Origin of the sequence: Halalkalibacter wakoensis JCM 9140 (genome assembly GCF_000513095.1) — a bacterium.
GTDB lineage: Bacteria > Bacillota > Bacilli > Bacillales > Bacillaceae_D > Halalkalibacter > Halalkalibacter wakoensis.
The window spans coordinates 1-22,191 of record NZ_BAUT01000047.1 but is presented as its reverse complement, the minus strand read 5'-3'; the positions used below and the strand labels follow the sequence as shown (position 1 = coordinate 22,191).

The 22,191-nt window shown below is 37.4% G+C and carries 14 protein-coding genes and 1 pseudogene; 2 read left to right on the top strand and 13 right to left on the bottom strand.

What is annotated here, in order from left to right; all coding sequences use genetic code 11:
- Positions 1-103 precede the first annotated feature (103 nt).
- From JCM9140_RS22685 to JCM9140_RS15460, 9 genes and pseudogenes are all read right to left on the bottom strand, one after another.
- The gene (locus JCM9140_RS22685; RefSeq protein ID WP_369384437.1) at positions 104-1,081 is read right to left on the bottom strand and encodes a methyl-accepting chemotaxis protein; all 978 of its coding nucleotides are present in this window, start codon (positions 1,079-1,081) and stop codon (positions 104-106) included.
- A complete protein-coding gene (locus JCM9140_RS22680) occupies positions 1,069-1,791 on the bottom strand; it encodes an MCP four helix bundle domain-containing protein (protein WP_052002309.1) in 723 nt (240 codons plus the stop codon). Before JCM9140_RS22680 ends, JCM9140_RS22685 begins: the two co-directional genes overlap by 13 nt.
- Before the next feature lie 91 nt (positions 1,792-1,882).
- On the bottom strand, positions 1,883-3,259 hold the full coding sequence (locus tag JCM9140_RS15490; RefSeq protein WP_052002308.1) for a glycoside-pentoside-hexuronide (GPH):cation symporter: 1,377 nt from the start codon (positions 3,257-3,259) through the stop codon (positions 1,883-1,885).
- A gap of 490 nt (positions 3,260-3,749) precedes the next feature.
- Positions 3,750-4,060 (bottom strand): annotated as a pseudogene (locus JCM9140_RS15485) (YbjQ family protein).
- 314 nt (positions 4,061-4,374) lie between these two features.
- Positions 4,375-4,707 carry a hypothetical protein gene (locus tag JCM9140_RS15480; RefSeq protein ID WP_034748472.1) on the bottom strand — a complete coding sequence of 111 codons (333 nt, stop codon included), beginning with the start codon at positions 4,705-4,707 and terminating at the stop codon, positions 4,375-4,377.
- 642 nt (positions 4,708-5,349) lie between these two features.
- Positions 5,350-7,281 (bottom strand): fructose-1,6-bisphosphatase, encoded by a 1,932-nt coding sequence (fbp, locus tag JCM9140_RS15475; protein ID WP_034748469.1) that lies wholly within the window; start codon positions 7,279-7,281, stop codon positions 5,350-5,352.
- Between the two features lie 290 nt (positions 7,282-7,571).
- Positions 7,572-11,336 carry a PDDEXK-like endonuclease domain-containing protein gene (locus JCM9140_RS15470; protein WP_034748467.1) on the bottom strand — a complete coding sequence of 1,255 codons (3,765 nt, stop codon included), beginning with the start codon at positions 11,334-11,336 and terminating at the stop codon, positions 7,572-7,574.
- Positions 11,337-11,682: 346 nt separating this feature from the next.
- Positions 11,683-12,993, bottom strand: a complete 1,311-nt coding sequence (locus tag JCM9140_RS15465; protein WP_081727721.1) for a benzoate/H(+) symporter BenE family transporter — start codon at positions 12,991-12,993, stop codon at positions 11,683-11,685.
- A 235-nt stretch (positions 12,994-13,228) separates the two neighbouring features.
- Positions 13,229-14,065, bottom strand: a complete 837-nt coding sequence (locus tag JCM9140_RS15460) for a sugar phosphate isomerase/epimerase family protein (RefSeq protein WP_034748465.1) — start codon at positions 14,063-14,065, stop codon at positions 13,229-13,231.
- A gap of 372 nt (positions 14,066-14,437) precedes the next feature.
- Between JCM9140_RS15460 and JCM9140_RS22675 the strand changes: the two genes are divergently transcribed.
- The gene (locus JCM9140_RS22675; protein ID WP_052002307.1) at positions 14,438-15,319 is read left to right on the top strand and encodes an AraC family transcriptional regulator; all 882 of its coding nucleotides are present in this window, start codon (positions 14,438-14,440) and stop codon (positions 15,317-15,319) included.
- Between the two features lie 110 nt (positions 15,320-15,429).
- Here JCM9140_RS22675 and JCM9140_RS15450 read toward each other — a convergent pair whose 3' ends face one another.
- From JCM9140_RS15450 to JCM9140_RS15435, 4 genes are all read right to left on the bottom strand, one after another.
- On the bottom strand, positions 15,430-16,635 hold the full coding sequence (locus JCM9140_RS15450; RefSeq protein ID WP_439644308.1) for an MFS transporter: 1,206 nt from the start codon (positions 16,633-16,635) through the stop codon (positions 15,430-15,432).
- Positions 16,636-16,691: 56 nt separating this feature from the next.
- Entirely contained in the window at positions 16,692-18,152 is a 1,461-nt protein-coding gene (locus JCM9140_RS15445; protein ID WP_034748459.1) for a CoA-acylating methylmalonate-semialdehyde dehydrogenase, read from the bottom strand.
- 420 nt (positions 18,153-18,572) lie between these two features.
- Positions 18,573-19,595 carry a LacI family DNA-binding transcriptional regulator gene (locus JCM9140_RS15440; RefSeq protein ID WP_034748456.1) on the bottom strand — a complete coding sequence of 341 codons (1,023 nt, stop codon included), beginning with the start codon at positions 19,593-19,595 and terminating at the stop codon, positions 18,573-18,575.
- A gap of 229 nt (positions 19,596-19,824) precedes the next feature.
- Positions 19,825-20,820 (bottom strand): LacI family DNA-binding transcriptional regulator, encoded by a 996-nt coding sequence (locus JCM9140_RS15435; protein ID WP_156314895.1) that lies wholly within the window; start codon positions 20,818-20,820, stop codon positions 19,825-19,827.
- 306 nt (positions 20,821-21,126) lie between these two features.
- Here JCM9140_RS15435 and JCM9140_RS15430 point away from each other — a divergent pair, with 306 nt between their 5' ends.
- Positions 21,127-21,888, top strand: a complete 762-nt coding sequence (locus JCM9140_RS15430; protein WP_034748450.1) for a DeoR/GlpR family DNA-binding transcription regulator — start codon at positions 21,127-21,129, stop codon at positions 21,886-21,888.
- The last annotated feature ends 303 nt before the right edge of the window (positions 21,889-22,191 follow it).

Genomic DNA, 22,191 nt, shown 5'->3' with positions numbered 1-22,191 from the left:
AACCCACTTCTTTTGGTAGTTGGTCTACCTCGCTAAATTCATTGATATAGCTGTTCCACAATTAGCTAGGGTGAAAGGCTTTAAAGTGGTCTCTTCCGGCTCCCTAGGTTGTGAATTTCTTAACCGTTTCTTGTAACTGGTCAGCCATTTTCGATAACATCTCTGCCGAAGCAAAGATCTCTTCCATTGTAGCCGTTTGTTCCTCTGCAGAAGCGGCCACAGTTTGAGAATAGGAAGAAGCTGTCTCGGCAATATCATTTGCTTCTTCAATTGATTGAGCCATAGAACTTGTGCTGGCGGTTATCTGTTGAGTTACAGCTGATACCTCTTCAATTTGACGTAGTATTTGATTAATTTGGTTAGATATTTTTTTGAATTCACTTCCGGCCTCTGTTGCTAAGGTAAGTCCTTGTTTTACAGTATGATTACCTTCATTCATCGACTCAACAGATTGATGAATATCTTTTTGGATTTCTAGGATCAATTGACTAATTTGTGTAGCTGATTGGTTCGATTCTTCAGCAAGCTTCCGTACTTCATCTGCTACAACAGCAAACCCTTTTCCATGTTCACCTGTTCTCGCCGCTTCAATTGCAGCATTTAGTGCTAATAAATTAGTTTGTTCAGAAACTGAGGTTATAAGAGAAATAATATCACCAATAGACTTAGACTTTTCCTCTAATCCTTTGATTACTTTAGAGGTTTGATTGGATTGATGATGTATATTATTCATCTGACTAACTGTTTTCTCAATAACAGCTAATCCGTTCATTGATTGCTGTTGTGTTTGATAAGTCGCATCTGTAGCAGCTTTTACACTCACTGCTATTTGATCCATCCCTTTTGAAATCTCATTAGCCATATCATTCGCACTTGTTGTGCTTACAAGCTGCTTTTCAGCTCCATTGGCAACCGATTGAATCGATTCTGTAATTTGATCTGTCGCCTTCACCGATTCACTTGTACTTGCTGTCAATTGTTCAGAAGATGAAGCCACTTGTTCAGCACTAGACTGAATATTTTCTATCATACTTTTTAGATTATCTGTCATTTGGGTAAATGATTCGTTTAACTCATAAATTTCATCCTTGCTCTTAACCCGAATGGTTCAGTCGCTAAGTTACCTCCTGCAACCTGCTTTGCTACATTTGCTAATTGATTAATTGGTCTTGAAATGATATTCGAAACTAGGATCCCACATCCAATTGCAAATATCAAAGCTATACTACTTAGAGAGATCATAAGAGTAACCGTTCGATCTGCCATGCGATTCGTTTCGTCTTGACGTTGATGTAACAACTCACCTAGCCAATTACTCATATCATTTGCTCGTTCTCTCATCTCTGTGGTAAGCGGAATAGCATAATGATTAGCTTCCCGAATCGCTTCTTCCTTATCTACCGAAATAGCTTCCATTACTTTCGTTGCTTCTATGAGGAATGACTCATTTAACGTAGCTAACTCATCTAATCGCTCAATGTTTTCTTCTAGTGTTGATAACTCTTTCCCTTTTGAAATTAACGTATTTATGTTTTCGTTATTTTCTTGTAAGTGTCGCTTAAACATTTCAATCTCATAAATCATATACCCTCTAAGGTCACCTGTTTGCAATGCTACAAGTACTTCAACCTCTTGGGCAACTGATCTTATTTCAGCAACAGTTTCTACTAAGTATGTATATGATTTGTTTGTCTCTACTAGTTGTAAATAAGAGAGAAAACTCGCTCCTCCAAAAATTAAGGACACAATCAAAAAACTACCAATTAATTTTTTCCTTATGCTTACTTTCATTCAGCAGCCTCCTACAGTTGTTAGTGTCAAATGTGATTATTTAATTCAAAAGAAAAGGACAATGGGACCTTGTCCCTTGTCCCATTTCTTTTTATGCTGCTCGTTCTTTTAGTGCTTCTCGTATATAAGCAAGCTTCTTATCATCAATATTATAAAAATTAATGTTAATCAAAGCTAATATGAGAACAATAGCTGGTATTAAAGCGGTACCAATTAAGATCCCAAATAATGCTTGAGAAGATTGTACTTGATTAGCGACAAACCCAAATTGAGCTAACACAAGACCAGGAATCGCCCCTCCTAAGGCCATTCCACACTTAAAGAAGAAACCAATTAGTGAGTAAATAAGACCGCTTAGTCTTTTTCCTGTTTTGTACTCACCGTATTCTATCGTCTCAGGAATTAATGCCCACATAAACGCTCCAGCTGTAAGAGTGCCAATAGCTGTGAAAACTCGTGAAATCAAAATCAACGTAATCATGCTAGGTGGAATCAACAATAAAGAAAGTGTACCAACTATACTTAATATTAAAGACGCATTAAGCAAGGCTTTCTTTCCGATTTTCTTGTTGATCCATGGAATTAACGGAATACATAGAAATGCAGGTAGTGAGCCTAATAATGTATAAAGCCCTACAAGGTCCGCTCTTCCCAAGTTATATGTTACATAGAACACACCAATTGAATTACTGATAGAATTGACACCAAATATAAGAACAAAGAAAATGCTTAGAACAACAAGTGGACGGTTCTGTCTAAATTGATCAAACACATCTGTGAACTTAATTTTAACATCACTGTTTACCGGCTTTACTCTTTCTCTTGTACTGAAAAAGCAAAACAGTAAAAGCAAGGCGCCTACAACCCCAATGATCCCCATCGTAAGCTGCCAGCTTCTAGTAGGACTCGTGATTTCACCAAAGTAGTTTGATAGAAATGGAACAAAGTAAGCAACAATTACCCCACCTAAATTGGCAAAGATCATTCTAACAGATGTTAAACTAACAATTTCTTCATTGTTTTTTGTGATAGCAGGAGTCAAAGCTGCATAGGGAACGTTTACAAATGTATAAACAATGGACAATCCAATATAGGTTACATATGCATAAATTAACTTTCCACCTTCCGTAAAATCAGGAGTGGTAAAACATAGAAAAGCTAATCCAGCAAATGGTATGGCCCAAATCAATAAATACGGTCTAAATCGACCAAATCTTGTGTTCGTCTTATCGACTAGTGATCCAACCAACGGATCACTAATGGCATCAATTAACCGGACTACCAAAAACATAGTCGCAGCAGCCCCCGGCGAAATCCCATAAATATTAGTGTAGAAAAAAAGCAAATAAATAGAAGTCGTTTGGTAAATTAAATTGCTCGCTAAATCACCTGATGCATATCCAATCTTTTCTCTCATTCCAATTCTGGAATTTCCCTCTAAAGAGGCCCCTGGCTGAACATCTCGCATAAGTTTTCTCCTTCTTTTCATAGAACGATAATCTATGAAAATTCATTTTTATAATTCTTATAAAAAGGCTTACAAAAAAAATATGTATAGAAAGTAACGACGTTAAAGCGTATACACTTTGTTTGTTGATCGAACAAACAAAGTATCATTAGAAATTTAACATACATTTTAACGCCTTGCAAGAACAGATGTCGTAAAAAGTCGTTTTCAGCCTTTTGTTACATCCCAAAGTCATGAGCAAAGTTTCTATTATCCTACCTTATCCTTTAACACTTTAACATTACACCACCTTCCTTCGCTGTTTTTTCATTAATTCCCTCCAATGCGGTATTTGAGGGGGTCTTTTAATATAATAGAAGAGGAAGTCCCTTGTAAAAACTCCAGTCATTTACCATGTTTACTCAGGTTTTATTACGATTTTCCATTCTAGTGAAACAGATAAAAAAAAGAAGATTTAGGCCAGTTCCTAAAATCTTCTCACAGATTAAACTTATACCCTTACAGCGGTTCCGGTTGCCACAATCATCATCATTCCATCTCGTAATGTTTCAAAGTCCAAATCAATGGCAATGACCCCATTGGCTCCCAGTCTTCTTGCCTTCTGTTCCAATTCATTCAAGGCAGCTTCTCTACCTTCTTGTAGTTTGCTTTCGTATGCCCCACTTCTCCCACCTACAATATCTGTGATCGAAGCAAAAAAATCTCTCACTACATTCGCCCCTAGAATAACTTCACTCGTGACTATACCTAAATACGATTCAACCGGCTTGCCTCAATCATTGTAGTAGTCGTCATGATCACTTGAATGACCTCCCTTGATAACATCTGAATTTATTATAGACGTTTTGGGATGGGAATTGGAATATATTTCTAAAATCATAAAAAGTATCTGGACTTTTATTTCTTAGATGAGGACGAAATGGCAGAACGTTATTAAAATAGTTTTGTTTTGTTTTGTTTTGTTAATGGAAAATGTTCTCTGGGGGAAATGTTAACGTTCAGTAGGTGTTTTTTACTGCAATCGACTTAAAGAGGGAAGACAACTAGATATAGGTTGGAGTTGTTACGACAAAAGCACAAAGTTTTAAAAATGAAGCATACGACTTTATAATGCGTTAGCAAAATAGAACTCTGACACTCCCTTCTTTTTGTGCTGTTGAAAAACAGTTTTCTATAAAATGGAGGATTTGTTTTTGATCCCAAGTTGAAGAATCATTCTTTAAAAGGGATATATCACCATGAGGGAAGAAATTTTTATAGTTTTTCAAAGCCTTCTCAATTTGTTGTACTGAAAAAGTAGAACTGTTACCTGATCCACTTACCCCTGCATTGTAATGCTCTGCATCAAGCAAAGTATAGAGGATAGTAGCATTGTCATTCCACATGTTAAAACGAGCATAAGCAATTTCTATTCCTGCTTTGTTATATCCTACGATATCGTGTCCCATTTATTCCTCCTTTAATAAATATGATTGTTTACTTGATTACCACTCTTTTCACGTTTGATAATTTTAAAGTATGCATTGTGACAAAAGAAAAAAGGAAATGTTCTTTGAAGGAAGGTGAAGGTTAATTCAGAGGTTGTAGTAAAGCGTCAGGATTATTAAACAGTGTTTTCCGTTTTGATAGTATAAAGCATTTAATAATAGTGAGAACTAGGGTCATACGAGGTTGTCTTTATATTTTCACAATTCGCAAAATTTGTCAACCACTTAATTATACTTTCATGATCTAAAATGCTAAATCAAAGAACCTATCAACCTTCAGTAAAATAAGGGGAGATTTTTCCGTTAAATGCAGAATTGAGCTCGTTCTGAGGTATATAGAGGAAATTTTTCCCGTTATGTAAAGAAAAATGACCCAACTCCAGTTTTTTTGAGTCAATAAGCGGACTATTTCCCTTTATTTTAGCTATTTTCAGTGCTAATTTACTAATTAAGGGGAATCTCTCCCTTAAAATCGCTCGTTAGTTTAATACAGAACTTCCTACGAAAATACATGCGACGATTTTTAGACATTTCCCATTAACCTTCATGTGTATTCCAAAAGGAGCAGACAGTTTGACCGCCTCCTCCCCTCCAAGATATACATCACTTCACATACCGATACTCCATCAAACTATTTAAAATAGAGAGCTCTTGCAAGATTTCCTCTCCGACATTCGTCTCTTGAACCTTTTTTCTCTCCAGCTCTTTATCAACCAACCTTTTCACTGACAACACGTCTGTTCCATTGATGAGTACATCTTCTTTGGAATTGAACTGTTTATGAGCCACCAATTGCATGCCGAAAGAGTTATATAATAACGTGTATCCAGCGATTCCAGTTGTTGATTGATAAGCCTTGGAAAAGCCTCCATCAATGACAATCATTTTTCCATTTGCTTTAACTGGATTTTCCCCATCAATTTCTTTCACTGGTGTATGGCCATTAATAATGTGACCTTGATCCGGATTCAAATCAAACTCTTCAAGGATTTTACGGCAGATTTCTTCCTTTTCACGTAAGTGGTAGTATGGGTTCTTTCTCTCTTTATGGGTTTTTTTATCTTTTATGAAATACCTTTCGAAGGTCGTCATTTCTCTTTTCCCAAACAACGATGAATATTCACCAGTCCATAAATACCAAACCATATCTGTCGCAAGATCATCTGTCTCTTCAGGATGAGCAAAAGCATATCGTAAATAATGCTCAAACGTATCAAGTAAGTCACGACCTGCATACGTTTTGTTTTCAATCACCATTTTTTCCATATTGCCTTCTTCATCTAAAGGCATACATCCATGTATAAGTAGATTTCCGTTGTATTTTAAATAAAGACTACCTTTTTTCATAAGAAAATTCATATGTCTGGCCAGTTTTTCCGAATGTTGCACAGAAAATAACAGCTTATCCATCACTTGTTCTTCTTCTTCTAACAGCTGATCCGGTTGTTCTGGATTTACCGTTGCAAAGCACGAATTTTCTAATTGGTACCTAATCCCTTGAAGGGTAATCTCATTTTTCTCATAATCAATTTTTTCAAGCAACAGTCTTTCTGCCATCTTAAAGTCTGGGCGTCTCTTGATTATAGGACTTTCCAATTTGAATTGAATCATCGCAATCGCTTGATGAATTTTTGTAATTTGTAATTGCTCTTCCTCTGTTACTTTTTCATCTGAATGTCTTTTTGGGCGAAAAGCAGGGTTATCATCATAGTATTTTTCAGCTAGATTTAGTAATGGCCTCAGGTTGATTCCATACACATCTTCAATGATGTCCAAGTTGTCGTACCTAGCACAAATCCGAATAATATTAGCGAGACAAACTTTTGAGCCAGCAAAGGCACCTAGCCATAGGACATCATGATTTCCCCATTGAATATCAACGGAATGATAGTTGATGAGGGTATCCATAATTTTATCTGGTTCAGGCCCACGGTCGTAAATGTCCCCTACTACATGAAGGTGATCGACCACTAATTGCTGAGTCGTATAAGCAAGTCCGATAATGAGCTTATCCGCTTGTCCTAGAGAAATAATTTGCTGGACGATTTTTGTATAATAAGGTTCCTTATTGGTGTATTCATCCGTTTTATAAAGAAGTTCTTCTATAATATAGACAAACTGACTAGGCAAGGCTTTCCGTAATTTCGAGCGAGTGTATTTAGAAGAAGCATAAGAAATAAGATTAATCATCCGCTCAATAATCACGGTGTACCATTGGTGTAGTTCTCTTTCATTATCAAAATCATTTTTCATTAATTGTATTTTTTCTTCAGGGTAATAAACCAATGTGGCAAATTCTCTAATTTCTTTTTCTGTTAAAATTTTTTTATAAAGGTCTTCTATTTTCCCTTTTACATTCCCAGAACCATTTCGTAGTACATGTTGAAAGGCTTGATACTCACCGTGTAAATCACTAACAAAATGTTCTGTTCCCTTCGGCAAATTCAGGATCGCTTCAAGATTAATAATTTCAGTGACCACTTTTTCTTCGCAATCATATTTTTGGGCCAACAAATCTAAGTATTTTGCATTCACAATTATGTATCCCCTTCCAGAATTCATCGTTTTTCTCTCTCTATTTATCTACATATCAAACTTCCTTCAAAGCATTTAGGGTTCATTTTTCTATTACATTCTAAACTAAATCAACATGTACTCTATTATATCAAAAAAGAGGAAATGATAGGGCCATTCCGGACATCCGTTTTTATTCATTTAAGCTGGATTTAAAAACCAAACCCGTTCTCCTTATCCCAGAGTGAAAAAAAGCACTGTATACGAGTCTTTTATGACTCGTATACAGTGCGCTATTTTACAAAAATCAACTATAGTTTAACCTTTTCCTTAATTTCTTCTTCCTTCATCAATTGTTTTACTTTTTGATCCATTCTCTCGATTTCAATTGATGCATTTCTCCACCAGTTTCGGCTCCAAATTCTCTCAATGGTCCATCCTCTATTTTCAAGGAATCGTTGGCGATACACATCGCGTTCTTTCGCATTTTTTGAGCTATGATACATCGCACCATCGCACTCTATTCCTAAAATATACCGATGAGGATCGTTTGGATGAACAATGGCTAAATCAATCCGATAACCAGACATTCCGACTTGGGTGTCCACTTTGTAACCTAAGTGAAGAAGTTGTTTATATACTTGTTCTTCAAATGGTGAATCAAACCTTACCTCGGTCTGCTTTGTTTGCGTATTTGAGCTTGCCCTCACATCATTGACGACAGCTTTTACTTGTTCATGGTCCATGGCCGAAACAGCTCTTACATATTGCAAGTAGGATCTTAGTATTTTGGGACCAATATGCGCTGTACTGGCAACATTTAACTCCTCCGGTTCGACACTTGAGACGACGATGATTCCTTCTTTTGCTCGAGTAACAGCAACATTCAAGCGGTTCTCTCCACCTTGTTGATTTAATGTTCCAAAGCGATTGTAGACTTTCCCATCCTCATTTTTTGCATAGCCAATAGAGAATATAATAAAATCACGCTCATCTCCTTGAACGTTTTCAATGTTCTTTACAAATATTCGCTCATCAAGATCCCTGCTCATCACTTGATTGTAAAGTGCTTGGAATTCCGGATCATCTTGGACTTTTTGATCTATGATATCCAATATTTTCTCTTGCTGCTTAGCGTTAAATGTAATGACACCGACTGTTTTGTTTGGCTGTTGCAGCATTAACTGCTTGATTTGTTCAACCACCGCTTCTGCTTCCACTTCATTGGACTGATTCAGCCAAATTCCATTCACTTTTTTCCATTGCAAAGCAGGTGGTTCCCGTAATGGCTCTACATTTGGCGCAATCTGTACTTGACCTTGATAAAAAGCATGGTTTGAGAAGTTAATTAAATCCTCATATTTAGAACGGTAATGCCATTGAAGGATCTTCTCAGGAAACCGACGTTTTGCAAGGTTTAATAAGCTTTGTGAATCATCGATGTCATACTCCTCCTCATCGTCCTCATCCGAAACGGAGCTTTGAAACATAGTAGATGGTGGAAGCTGTTTTTCATCGCCTGCCACGATGACTTGTTTGGCTCGATAAATGGCTGCAATGCTGCTCTCAACTGTACATTGAGACGCTTCGTCAAAAATAACGAGGTCAAACAGCCCTTCCTCAAGCGGAAAAATGGATGAAACGGTTTCTGGAGACGTGAGCCATACCGGAAGGACATCCAATAGTCCATCATGTGCAAATTCCTCGATTACTTTACGAAGTGGCCATATTCTTCTTTTTTTCGTTACTTGATGGCTGAGTTCCTTCATTCGCCGTCCTTTCTCCGCTTTCACTTGCATGGTTGCTTCACGTAATTCATGGCGCAAAAAGTTCTTCGCAATTTCTCTCTTCTCATCTATACCACTTGCAAACAATCCACGAATACGCTCAAATTCAGTTGTTGAGATTTTCTTTACATCTGGTTGACTCTTCTCCACTTGATCGATCCAATGAATAAATGTCGAGTTTCGTGCAAGGTCTACCCAAGCAACAGGAAGGGATACTGCTTCGGAGAACTCTTTTTCCTTCAGCTTCCGAACGACACTTTTCACTAAGTCTGTACTGCTTTCCAAATAAGAATCCATTTGTCTTAAATCTTCAAAATCTTGATGAATGTATTCGAGCATTTTATCCAGCTCTTCTATCGGGATATCTCCTACTGATACCCGCTGTTTCATCTCATCAACAACATCATCCGTTATATATGCTTTTAGTTTATCAAGCTGTTTTGCCATCTCCTGTGTCACATTAGAAAGATCATACATCGTCTTCAATCCTTCACGAATGGAAAGCCACTCTGTTGAGGAAACACCTTTAAATTTTTGACCATTTAGTAGTTCCTCAATGATTTGTTTCCCTGTAAACGATGTCCACCACCAGAGACGGAAATGTTGAAGCGTTCGCTTTTTATTTGGATTTAGATCTTCGTATACCTTTTGAAGTCGATCATTGACAAGCCACGTATAGGCAGGTGTGATTTTTTCATGATTGAGTGTATTCAGATAGGCTACAGATGACTCAGCCTTCTGCAATACATCTTGTACGATTTCAATAGCCGTTATCTTATCCTTCATTTCCTTAGATGCGAATGATTTTCTTCTTTTCAAAGGATAATCATCTTTTCCGAAGCGCTCATACCATTCACCGTATGTATACACCGCAGCAAGCGTATCCTCTAGTACCGTTTTGCTGAGCTTCGGAAGGATATCGCTAACATCGAGCAATTGAGCCATTTCTTCCATCGGCTTTGCCTGTCCATACAGGTCGTACAATCGATAGCCAAAGTCTTGGTATTCAAATAACGCCGTTGAGATCGAGTTGAGCAAAGCTTCTTGAGTAGCAATTCTATCAGATAGCTCGGTTAGTTGCTTTGTCGAATGTTCATCGAACGATTCTGACTGAATCAATAACTGCTCAATTTGCGCGTAGAGCGCTTTTCGATCATGTTTTTCATCGTGAATAAGGGCACTATGTGAAGCAAGAGTCAACCCTTCTAAACGTTGATAAATCACATCAAGCGCAGCACGTTTTTGACAAACAACAAGCACCTTCTTTTGTTGATGAAGAGCATCTGTAATTAAATTTACAATGACTTGAGATTTACCCGTTCCTGGTGGCCCATGTACTACTAACCCTTTTTGAAAACGCGCTTCTTCCAATATTTCTTCTTGAGATCCATCTGTTTGCATTAAAAAAAGCTTATCTGCCTCTTTTGCTACCGGACGGCCGAGGCGCTCCCCTTCCTCTTCTTCAGTAGGCAAGGAAGAGAGATCAACCTGATCATCAGTAGGATCAATGAGCTCCTGCGCCAAAGCTAAGTCATGAGCTTCCTGTAATTGAATCATCTGATCATAGTCTTTGACGATGGCTGAGCCCCCTTGAGGAAAATTGCCAATAACCGCATGCTTTAGAAGTACAACATCAACTTGGCTAGGAATTTCGTCTCTTCTATACTCTTGAAGACGTTTAATCTCCCCTTCTAGAACTTGTATAGTCGGAAACACTTCTTCAAGTAAAGTCTTCCATTGTTGAAAATCATGAGTTGTTGCCTTTTCACTCCCGCTCTCTAACCAGTCCTCTGAAAAAGTCATGCCATTTACCTTTTTTAAGGCTAGAAACAACGTACGGTTTATTTGCGGTTCATCGTCAGAGTATTTCAAAACCCAAGTGTGTTGATTAACGCGATCTTTTTCTAATCGAATCGGGTACAAAAACAAGGGTGCCTGAAAAAAAGTACCATCTATCATCGTTCCTTGAAGAAATGGGTATCCTAGGTAAAAATCATAGACACCCGTTTCATCCTCAATTGCTTTGATATTTCGAAACAGATCAGTCACTTTCCTCGAGAGCATCAAAGAATCATCATCATTGATATTCACAGTAAAAAGTGGTACATCCCCTTTTTGATTTTGAACCACTTTCGTTACGATTTTCTGTGAACTGCCTGCCTCTATTTTTCGATCTATTTCTGTTACGTCCAAACTCCATTTGTTATACAACTTTAGCAACCGAATGGATCGATTTCGCTTACTAATATCATTTAGCTTATCTCGCATATGAATTAACTTTTCCTTCATTTAAACACCTTCCCCTGGCTACTGTCCTACAATATATGTCAATAAACTCGACTTGTATTCACGACTTTTAACGAATCTAATTTTACCTAATTTTAACAAAAAGAGAACGAAAGACCAAAAAAAATGTCGAAAATAAATCGGATGATCAATCAATTGAAAGAAGTAGAGGTAGAATGCAACAAAAAAGGAGTTCGGGTGGAAGGTTAGAGCTTAATAGCTGACGGACTGCCCATCGAAAAAAAACGGACGTAGAAAAAACACGAGGACCGGTGAAAAGCAAATAAAAGAAGCACAATACCTGTGCTTCTTTCGTTTGCTGAAACAAAAATAAAAATTCATCTACAAATTAAGCCGACTTTCTCTCACTCTGCATCATTTCTTGATCCGGTTCTTTTTCAATCACCTTCGCAATGATGGTTCCAATTAACAAAGCCCAAACAGGTGCACCGATTTGAAAGACCGTAACATTTGTCGCTGCGATAATAAACGAAAACACCGCACCAAGTTTGATGCTTGGATTTGCAAAACTTTTCTGCAAGCTATTTGTAAAAACACTTAGCAAACCTAACCCAATCATAATCGAAATAAACGCCTGTGGCAGTGACGTGATGAAAGGAACTAATTTGAATGATAGAATTCCAAATAATATCGTCAAAACACCTGATACGACAGATCCCATATACCTTTTTTCTTTTGGCCCGGCTTCCTTGTCAGAACAAATCGCTGTCATCATCCCTGCAATGTTAGCGGACTGTCCACCGAAAAAACTCGTCATTATTGAAAACAGACCACTTGATGACACAATTTGTTTCACGTTTGGTTGATAATCATTTTGTTTTAACGCTCCAAGTCCAACAGCTGCATCATTGCTTAAAATAAGCAAGGCAAGCGGGATCGCAACAGATAAAAAACTCATAACATTAAATTGCGGAACCTGGATGCCAGGTACCGCAAAGGCAATGTCCGTCCCACTCACCTCAAAGGATTGTGTTAACCAAAATAATAGAAAAGAAGTCGTAATGGCCATGAGCATTGGCGGAAAACGTTTCATCCATCTAGTAAAAATGAAAAAAACAATAAGTGCCGGAACACCAACCAAGGCCATTTGCTGAACGGAACCCATAAAGTCCAACATAAATTTCAAAATCATCCCAGCTAACATAGCCGATAGGATTTCCTTTGGAATGTACTGAATCAATTTTGTAAAAATACCAAAATAGCCCACTACAAAAATAAGAATTCCTGTAAAAATATAGGCTCCTAACAGTTCATAATAACCAAACTGAGACGTAACCGTTGCTAGGAAGGCAAGCCCTGTAATTGTATGCCCACCAACGATTGGAATTCGGTAATACAGTGGCATGATAATGCCGTACAAGCCCCCAAAAAAATAAATGGAAAACATCCAAAAAATTGTTTGATCTGTAGTGAAATTTCCATTCGCAGCCGCTTGAAGCAAAAGAACGGCTGGACCTGTCATAATGAGTAAACTAGCAACAAGACCTGCACCGATATTTCTTGAATTTAAATCATTAAGAGGAAACGTATCCCCTTGTTGTCCAAAAAGTTTTTTTAATAGATCTATGATGGTTTCCTCCTTTTTTAGCTTTCTATGTTTTAGGTGGTGTTTTAAGCAACATTGCTTTTCTTGTTTCATGGTGCGGTCACGTTCTCCATTATATCTCAGTCTTCCTTTTAAGTTTACAATTTTCTCCTTCCATCACAGTTCGAATTTATCTTTCGCGAAGGAAAAACTTAAGATCATCGATTCATATATTGAATCTACTTCTCGCCTCCCAATACGAAAAGCCCTGTCAGTAAGCCACATTCCCGACTAATTGACAGAGCTTTGTTCTAATGTATTAGAGAACGGATTAACCACTGTTTAAAACCTATGCTTTCAGTTGTAATCTACTAAATACCAATTCTGTCTTTTCTTTCCCTACTTTAATACACTCATTCGGCTCTAGTTCCCAGTATTCAGGTCTGAATAACTCAATAGAAGCTGGACCATCAAATCCTGTTGCTTGAAGCAATTTGATGATACGCTCTAGATCAATAACACCGTCTCCAGGCCATACTCTTTGATGGTCACGAATGACACCTGCTGGAATGTCTTCTGCATCATCAATATGAAATAAGAAAATTTCTTCATTTGCAATTTCGCCTAACAATGAAAGATTGGAATTCATTGCATACAGATGAAAACAATCTACAACGAGCCCCACGCGGCTGTTATTTACCTCTTTTACAATTTCATATGCTCCATCAAGTGTATTAATCGAACAATGTGGGTACCCAACAAATTCTAAGGCAAACCGGAAATGAGATGCTTCTGTTAACGTTAAGCACTCATAGAGGCGTTTGGATGTCTCTTCTTTAATTGCACTCCAAGTAATATCGCCAATATCAAATGTTGGAACAACTACGACCAAATCACAACCAATCTCTTTCCCTACCGCTTCCACTAAACGCACGTCTTCTTTCATTAAATTAAACGTTGTGTTTGGTTGAAAGATAAAAAATTCTATCGCATTAAAGGATAAAGGTTTGATATGTGAATTCTGAAAAAACTGCTTTAATTCTTCTACTGTATGTTCAATTAGATATTCCTTTAGCTTATCAATTCGAATTTCAATAAAGTCGTACCCGTTCTCCTCACAATAACGCAGGTCATCATAAAGAGTTGAAGATTCAAGGGTTGTAGCTTGGTTGAATGCAATTTTCATTAAACTCTCTCCTTCTTCTTTTTAGATACTATCTTTTATCAGTTTATAGAGTTGTTGCAACGCTAAACGACTTTTGTGATCGGAAAAAAGCTTCAATACACTAGCCTTTAACCACTATTTATTTTTAAGTTCCTTCTTATAAATAAATATAGCATACTAAAAATCAAAGCTAATAGAAGAAAACAAACAGATAATAGCATAAAACGCATATTGTTTAGCAACACGCTGAACGTTTTTCTATTCATATTCGTAGCAAAAATCAAGACCATTAGAAGAAACCAAAAAACACTTCTTATTTTCTCACGTTAAATAATTTATAATTATAAGAACTACTTTATCAACTAGCGATAAAAAGGAGCGGTAAACCTATCTATGATCCCATATTTTCCTTTTAAAGGTATGGATAAGAGTGCCATCGCCTTGGAAGTTTTTCATACATTGGAGTCTGTCCCTATTCATCGTCACCACTTCCAGGAATTTGTATTGATTACAAAAGGTTCTTGCGTTCATGAATTTAAGGGCATTTCTATGCCATTAATTCCGGGAGATGTGTTTCTCGTCCCCCCTCATCAGGAGCATACCTATACGATTGAAACCCCAGTTTCTATGTACAACTGTCAGTTTTATCCTGAAAAAATGACTGATGAATGGCTCAATCAATTTGGTCATTTGATCAGCGACTTGGCGGAACCGGCAAGTACTAACCCTATTTCACCTGCAGATTTAAATCGGCAGAACATTATCCATTTGTCCTTACCTGAGGCGGAACGAGTCCAAAAGATGATGGAGATTATCCTGCAAGAACAAACAGAACAGGAATATGCTTATAAGCAGGTCAAACAGGACTATTTGAATTTGATTTTAATCATTATTTCAAGAGCTCGTCTTCGTCAGTATGCCATTGCACCAGACCGAGATATCACACGTAACGCTATCATTGTTAACGCCCAAAAATTTATTGAGGATCACCTCACTGATCCAATTGATTTTTCCAATTACGCCCGCGAACATAACATCAGTCCTGGTTATTTTCGTTCAATCTTTAAATCAACTACCGGTCTACCCCCGGTAGAATACCTAAACCGATTGCGCATGGTACGTGCAGTGGAATATATGAAAGACCATACGATGTCAATAAGTGATATAGCTGCTGCTGTCGGGATACTCGATGCCAATTATTTCTCACGATTATTCCGAAAAATCATTGGCTATTCACCACGTGAATTCCGAAAACAGGCTTATAAAACAGATTAAACTTATTGCGAAACGGATAAACAACAAAAAAAAGCCTTTCCAAAAGGCTTTTTCTATCACTACTATTACATTACGTTAGTGCAGGCTATTTTGACCTCGCTCCTACTTTTTTAACTACTCAATGAATAGCGTTTTGACTCTTTATTTGATTTCTTTTTCTCCCAAAAAACAATCAAGGCACAAGCTGTTAAGCCTAGTAAACCAGTAAAGTAAAAGCCAGCCGAAATTCCGAAACTCGAATTTAATACACCTGCAACAAAAGGACCAACAAACATTCCAATTGCATATAAGGCCTGATATATCCCCATTGCCGTTGCCCTTTTCTCAGGTGAAATCGATTCAATAGACATGCCTAAAAGCAAAGGAAACAACACACCTAGAGCAAAACCACTAAAACCCTGAATAACTAGCAACAACCACTTTGTTTCAACAAGAGGTGTGAACAAGGTAAATAGCGCTGCCATTAAAAAGCCATATTTCAATGCCCTCCAATTACCTAAACGTGGCACGATCATTTTCCCCATAAATAGGGTAGCTATCGCATGCGGAATCATAAAAGCAAAAACAATGAAACTAATATCACGAGCTTCAAAGCCAATACTCGTTACATACGTAGGTATGAAACCAAATGTCGTCGTAAAAATGATACTATGAGCCAAAATGGATAATAAAGCAATTTTTAAAAGCTGTGGTTCTTTTACCACCGTTGTAAGATCACGAAAATTCACAGGGGTTTTAGGCACAGCTGATTTGGGCTCATAGATAAAGAAGGCAAGTACTGCACCAGCAAGACTTACAAATCCACCAATCCAAAAAGGAGTTTGCCATCCCCATGCATTCACTAGAAAACCACTAAACATCATTCCTAACAATTGCGCCAACACGACAACAAAAGAAATGCTACTCATCGCTTTGTGAACTTCTTGATCGGAAAAATAACTGGAATACAAAACAGCAAATACGACCCAAGTTGCCGCTGCAACACCGGCTAAAGAGCGAGCAACTAAAATCCAGCCTAAACTATCCGTAACAGCAAATAGAAAGCAACTCAGTGCACCTATTACCAATCCACATATAATAAACGGCTTTCTGAGCTTCAAAAGATCAGAAGTAATTCCGATTGGCATTCGAAATACAAATTGCATAAGACCGTAACTTCCTAATACTATCCCGATAAATGTATAGGTTCCCCCCATTACTTCCATATACGGTGATAAGATGGGAAGATAAATAAAATGCGGGAACCAGATTGCAAATGAAACAACTAAAAAAAGATATTTATCTTTGTTAGAAATACGAGTACTCAACGTGATCACTCCGGTTTATAAACAAGATTGGAGGTGCTTAGATATAATCTTAGCACCTCCATTTTTTACCAACGAGACGTTAGCATTTTTTTACGAGTATAGAATTCAACTCCATCTGTACCATTTGCATGTAAATCACCGTAGAACGATTTTTTGTAACCAGAGAATGGGAAGAACGCCATTGGAGCAGGTACCCCTAAGTTAACTCCTAACATTCCAGCATCGATGTCTTCACGGAATTGACGCACTGCACTTCCACTATCTGTGTAGATGCAAGCACCGTTAGCAAATTCTGACTCATTCGTTAAAGCGATCGCTTCCTCTAGTGTTTTTACACGAACAACCGATAAAACAGGTGCGAAAATTTCTTCTTTCCAAATGGTCATTTCTGTATTCACGTGGTCAAAGATTGTTGGACCTACAAAGTATCCTGCACCAGAACTTGCTTCATCGTTACGTCCGTCACGTACCAATGTTGCTCCTTCTTCTACTCCCTTTTCAATGTAACCAACTGTTTTTGCTTTATGAGAATCACGGATTACAGGACCTAAGAAAATCCCCTCTTCCATTCCGTTCCCAATCGTAATTTTGTCAACAGCTTCAACTAATTTCTCCATAAACGGCTCTGCTACATCACCAACCGTTACAACAACTGCAGCCGCCATACATCTTTCACCAGCTGAGCCATATGCTGCATTCATGATTTGGTTTACAGCACCATCTAAGTTCGCATCTGGCATTACGATTGAGTGATTTTTCGCTCCGGCTAAAGCTTGAACACGCTTACCGTGAGCAGATGCTGTTTTGTACACATATTCAGCAACTGGTTGGGATCCAACAAATGAAATCGCTTTAACTGTTGGGTGCTCAAGAAGCCCGTTAACCACATCATGTGCACCATGAACAATGTTTAATACACCTTCAGGAAGACCTGCCTCTGTGAAAAGTTCAGCTAAACGGTTAGCAAGCAATGGCGTACGTTCAGAAGGTTTTAATACAAATGTATTTCCACACGCAATCGCAAGTGGGAACATCCAGCATGGTACCATCATTGGGAAGTTAAATGGTGTAATTCCTCCAATAACTCCAATTGGATAACGATACATGCCTGATTCAATTCCTGTCGCGATATCTGGTAATTGCTTACCCATCATTAATGTCGGGGCACCTGCAGCGAACTCCACACACTCAATTCCACGTTGAACTTCTCCGTAAGCTTCTGAATAGCTTTTACCGTTCTCTAATGTAACTAATCGCGCTAACTCTTCCCAGTTTTCTACTAGTAATTGTTGATATTTAAATAGAATACGAGCACGGCGAGGTACAGCAGTCTTGCTCCATTTTTTGAATGCTTCGGCTGAATTTGCAACAGCTTTATCTACATCTTCTCGACTAGAAAGTGGTACATGAGCGATCACTTCCCCTGTTGCTGGGTTCGGCACAGCTTCCGTTTTTCCAGAAGTAGATTCAACCCACTGACCACCAATAAAGTTTTTTACATTTTCTACTGTTACTGCATTTGACATAATGATTACTCCTCTCGAATTTGCTTCTTTTTAATTTTCACTACCTTTTCTCCAAATGAAATCCTTTTCAAAAAAGATAGTTTTTACACTATTCCAACTTTCTAGTTACATCTTTTATATCACTAGAAAACAAAGGAATCTTTGTCTCATTTTAATTCTGAGACACTTTATATTGATAAGAAGTCACTCTGAAATCGATTACATCAAAAGATGCTTTAACTTCTTCTTATAGTGATTATTTTATAGCATTCATTTTTTTTTGTAAATGCTTTTTCCTATTTTTTTTGCTTTTTTTCTATTGAATTTGGCCAAATCACCGTAATATCACCATTTCTTTAACTAAAACCTATAAATTTCTAAAATAATTTCCTCCGAATCCCTTTCCCACCTATAATCAACTTGGTGAAATCGATTTCACATCTATATTTTTTCTAGTGTTCTTGTTGTTGCTGAATTCTGACCACAGGATGCACCTATAATTAGTTCATCCTTTAGTACAATTTTCTTCTTATTCATCAGTTGACCCGTAATTTGTTTTAATAAAAGTTCCATTGCTTGTTTTCCTATCTCATACTTTGGTTGAGCAACGGTCGTTAATTTCGGTTCGTAAATGACAGACATCTTTATATGATCAAAACCAACAACGGCAATATCCTCTGGCACACTCATATAACAATCCTTCACCGCCTTTATGACCCCCATTGCCATATCGTCGTTAAAGACGAAGACAGCCGTCGGAGGGGTCTCTAATGAGAGGAGTTTTAGCATTTGGTTATAACCTGAATCAAACGTTTGGTCTCCCTCTTGAATATAGGCTGAATCGATTTCCAACTCATGACTAACCATTGCTTGTTTGTAGCCTTTTAAGCGATCTCGACTTAAGACAATACTGATAGGACCCGTTATGTGAGCGACTTTTGTATGGCCTAATTTAATTAAGTGTTCTGTTGCTTTTCTTGCGCTACTAATATTATCTATTGATACGGTCGGAACATTTAATCCATCCATATACTCACAAGCAAGTACAAGGGGAAATTGCCCAGATAGTTCTTCTAATTTCTTCTTATTTAGACGAGCAGTTAACAAAATGAGACCATCAGCTTGTTTTTGGTACAATAGGTTAATATATTCCTCTTCTCTTTCTACGCTATTTTCAGTATCTCCCAATATTACTTGATAACCACTCGTAACAGCAATATGCTCAATACCCCTTAATACCTCTGAAAAAAAAGAACTCGTAATATCCGGAACGACCACAAGGATGATTCTCGTTTCCTTCGTTCTAAACTGCCTCGCTACTGCGTGGGGCTTATAATTCACTGAGTTTATAACATCCATTACCTTCTGTCTCGTTTCTTTACTTACCAATTCTGGGTGGCAAAGAACTCTTGATACTGTAGCAGGTGACACTTTAGCTAATTTGGCAACATCACTCATCTTCATCTTATTCTCTATTCACCTCCTATATTTTTTTGCAAACGATTACATGATAAACCAAAAAAATATTTATTCCGAAAAATCAATTAGAAACTTTACCAGCTACAATCATGTAACAGGAATAACCTTCTATTCTTAGTTTATATGATTCCGTTTTCTTTGTAAATATATTTATAAAGTTAGGTTAGGATAAAACCCTAATAAAATAAGGCTTATCCTTCTAACTTAGCTCTTTTTATTCACCTTTAGTAGAGTCCCGAATGATTAACTCATCTTTCATCACAAATTTCTTCTTTTTCATTGGTTCGCCATTGATTAATTGGAGCAACAATTCCATCGCTTTTTGTCCAATTGCAAATTTAGGCTGATCGATTGTCGTTAAATTCGGTTCAAAAACTGTGGCCATTTTTATATTATCAAAGCCAACGACCGCCAAATCATCCGGAACCGTAAGCCCGCTGTCTTTAGCTGCTTTTATCGTTCCCATAGCCATCTCGTCATTAAAAACAAAAATACCCGTTGGTGGTGTCGCTAAAGACAACAACTTTAATGTTTGATTATAGCTCGACTCGAACGTTCTATCTGCTTCTTGAATATAGGAAGGCTCAATTTCTAGATCATGACTAATCATCGCTTGTTTATACCCTTTTAAACGATCACGGCTTAAAATAACACTCATTGGTCCGGTAATGTGAGCTATTTTCGTATGTCCTAACTGAATCAAATGCTCAGTTGCTTTACGAGCACTGCTTATATTATCAATCGAAACTGTTGGTACATTTAAACCGTCTACATATTCACAAGCTAGTACTAAAGGAAATTCATTACTCAGCTCTTCTAACTTGTTTTTGTCAATTTTAGCTGTTAATAAAACCATACCGTCTACTTGCTTTTGTAACAATAAATCAATGTAACTATTTTCTCGCTCAACGTCGTTTTCTGTATCCCCTAAAATTACTTGATACCCATTCTTCAACGCAACATGCTCAATCCCTCTAAGTACTTTTGCAAAAAAAGCACTCGTAATGTCTGGGACAACTACTAAAATAATCTTTGTTTCCTGCGTTCTAAATTGCCTTGCAACAATATGCGGCTTATAATTCACTTTATTTATAACATCCAAGACTCTTTCTCGTGTTTCCAAGCTAACTTTTTCTGGGTTGCTAAGTACCCTCGAAACCGTTGCAGCAGAAACATTGGCAAGTTTTGCTACATCACTCATTTTCATAATTTATATGACACCTCACTTACTACTCTCCACTGTAAAGGCGCTTTACTGGGGGAATGAATTTCAAAATTAAAAGAACTAACGTAACGTGTAAATATTAGTTATACAGTTATTTTACCATGCGTAGAAAACGGTTACTAACTAATTGATACTATATTTATACAAATGGTATTTCTTCCATAACAATTGGTGAGGTCTTGGTTAATTTTTGATATACTATGAATAAGTTAGTGAAATTCACGGGTTCATCAACACCCTAACATAAACGATTTTGAAAAACGAATCTCTTCAACATTAAGGACTGATAGCATGTTAAAAACTCAAAGAATGAAACAAATTCAAAAGTATATTGATCAGCATCAAACCGTCTCATTGGATGAATTGGTAACCGTATTTGGAGTCTCAAAAAATACAATAAGGCGTGATATACAGGAATTAGTCGAGTCCGGGGATTACATTAAAGTTTACGGAGGGGTCACGGTTAATCGAACAAGCCTGGAGCCGTTCCAAGAGCGGAAAACAAAAAATCATCTTCAAAAACAAGCAATCGCTAAACAAGCCGTTAGCTATCTAAAAGACGGTGATGTGATTTTCATTGATTCAGGAACAACAGCATTCGAGATGATCAAATATATGCAGTCACTTCAATTAACCATTATCACAAATAACCTTGATTTCATGATCCACGCTCTCCCATATGAGAATTTAAATATTATTTCCATCGGTGGCGTGCTAGAACGAAAAACCAATTCATTTACCAGTTTCACAAAACAAGATCTGTTGCAATCTCATAACATTAACAAAGCTTTTATGGCTTCTGCTGGAATTTCCATTCAAAATGGAGTCACCAATTCCAGTCCACTTGAAAGCGAATTAAAAAATACGGTTGTGAACAAAAGTTCAAAAGTCTTTCTATTGGTGGATTCAGATAAATTTGATCAGCAAGCAATCATGACCTATTGTCATTTGCAAGAAATAGACGTATTGATTACGGACGCTTCTCCTCCTAACGAATATGTGCAATTTAGCGTAGAACATAATATTGAGTTAGTTGTTGCAGCTTCAGTATAAACCTTTATGAAGGAATCGACATAGGAGTTCAAAAAGCATAACCAAGGAAAAACGCTCAGATTTAGTATTTCTGAGCGTTTTTCTGATATCTTTTCAAGAAACTAAATCTCTATGATGAAGTAGCTTTTGTTAGTTGATTAGATTAACTTCCCCACTGGTACTCTCTTCGGTTTGGGCTTTCATCCCCTCTTTGATTTCTTTTCACTCTCGTTCTCTATCCAGCTCGGGCCTTCATTCCTTCTTTGATTTCCTTTCACTCTCGTTCTCTCTCTAGTTCGGGCCTTCATTCCCTCTTTGATTTCC

Excerpts from the sequence above, each read along its gene's own strand:
- JCM9140_RS15470 (WP_034748467.1), bottom strand. The coding sequence starts at position 11,336 with ATGAAGGAAAAGTTAATTCATATGCGAGATAAGCTAAATGATATTAGT.
- JCM9140_RS15460 (WP_034748465.1), bottom strand. The coding sequence starts at position 14,065 with ATGAAAATTGCATTCAACCAAGCTACAACCCTTGAATCTTCAACTCTT.
- JCM9140_RS15465 (WP_081727721.1), bottom strand. The coding sequence starts at position 12,993 with ATGAAACAAGAAAAGCAATGTTGCTTAAAACACCACCTAAAACATAGA.
- JCM9140_RS22675 (WP_052002307.1), top strand. The coding sequence starts at position 14,438 with ATGATCCCATATTTTCCTTTTAAAGGTATGGATAAGAGTGCCATCGCC.
- JCM9140_RS15490 (WP_052002308.1), bottom strand. The coding sequence starts at position 3,259 with ATGCGAGATGTTCAGCCAGGGGCCTCTTTAGAGGGAAATTCCAGAATT.
- JCM9140_RS15480 (WP_034748472.1), bottom strand. The coding sequence starts at position 4,707 with ATGGGACACGATATCGTAGGATATAACAAAGCAGGAATAGAAATTGCT.
- JCM9140_RS22680 (WP_052002309.1), bottom strand. The coding sequence starts at position 1,791 with ATGAAAGTAAGCATAAGGAAAAAATTAATTGGTAGTTTTTTGATTGTG.
- JCM9140_RS15445 (WP_034748459.1), bottom strand. The coding sequence starts at position 18,152 with ATGTCAAATGCAGTAACAGTAGAAAATGTAAAAAACTTTATTGGTGGT.
- JCM9140_RS15430 (WP_034748450.1), top strand. The coding sequence starts at position 21,127 with ATGTTAAAAACTCAAAGAATGAAACAAATTCAAAAGTATATTGATCAG.
- JCM9140_RS15440 (WP_034748456.1), bottom strand. The coding sequence starts at position 19,595 with ATGAAGATGAGTGATGTTGCCAAATTAGCTAAAGTGTCACCTGCTACA.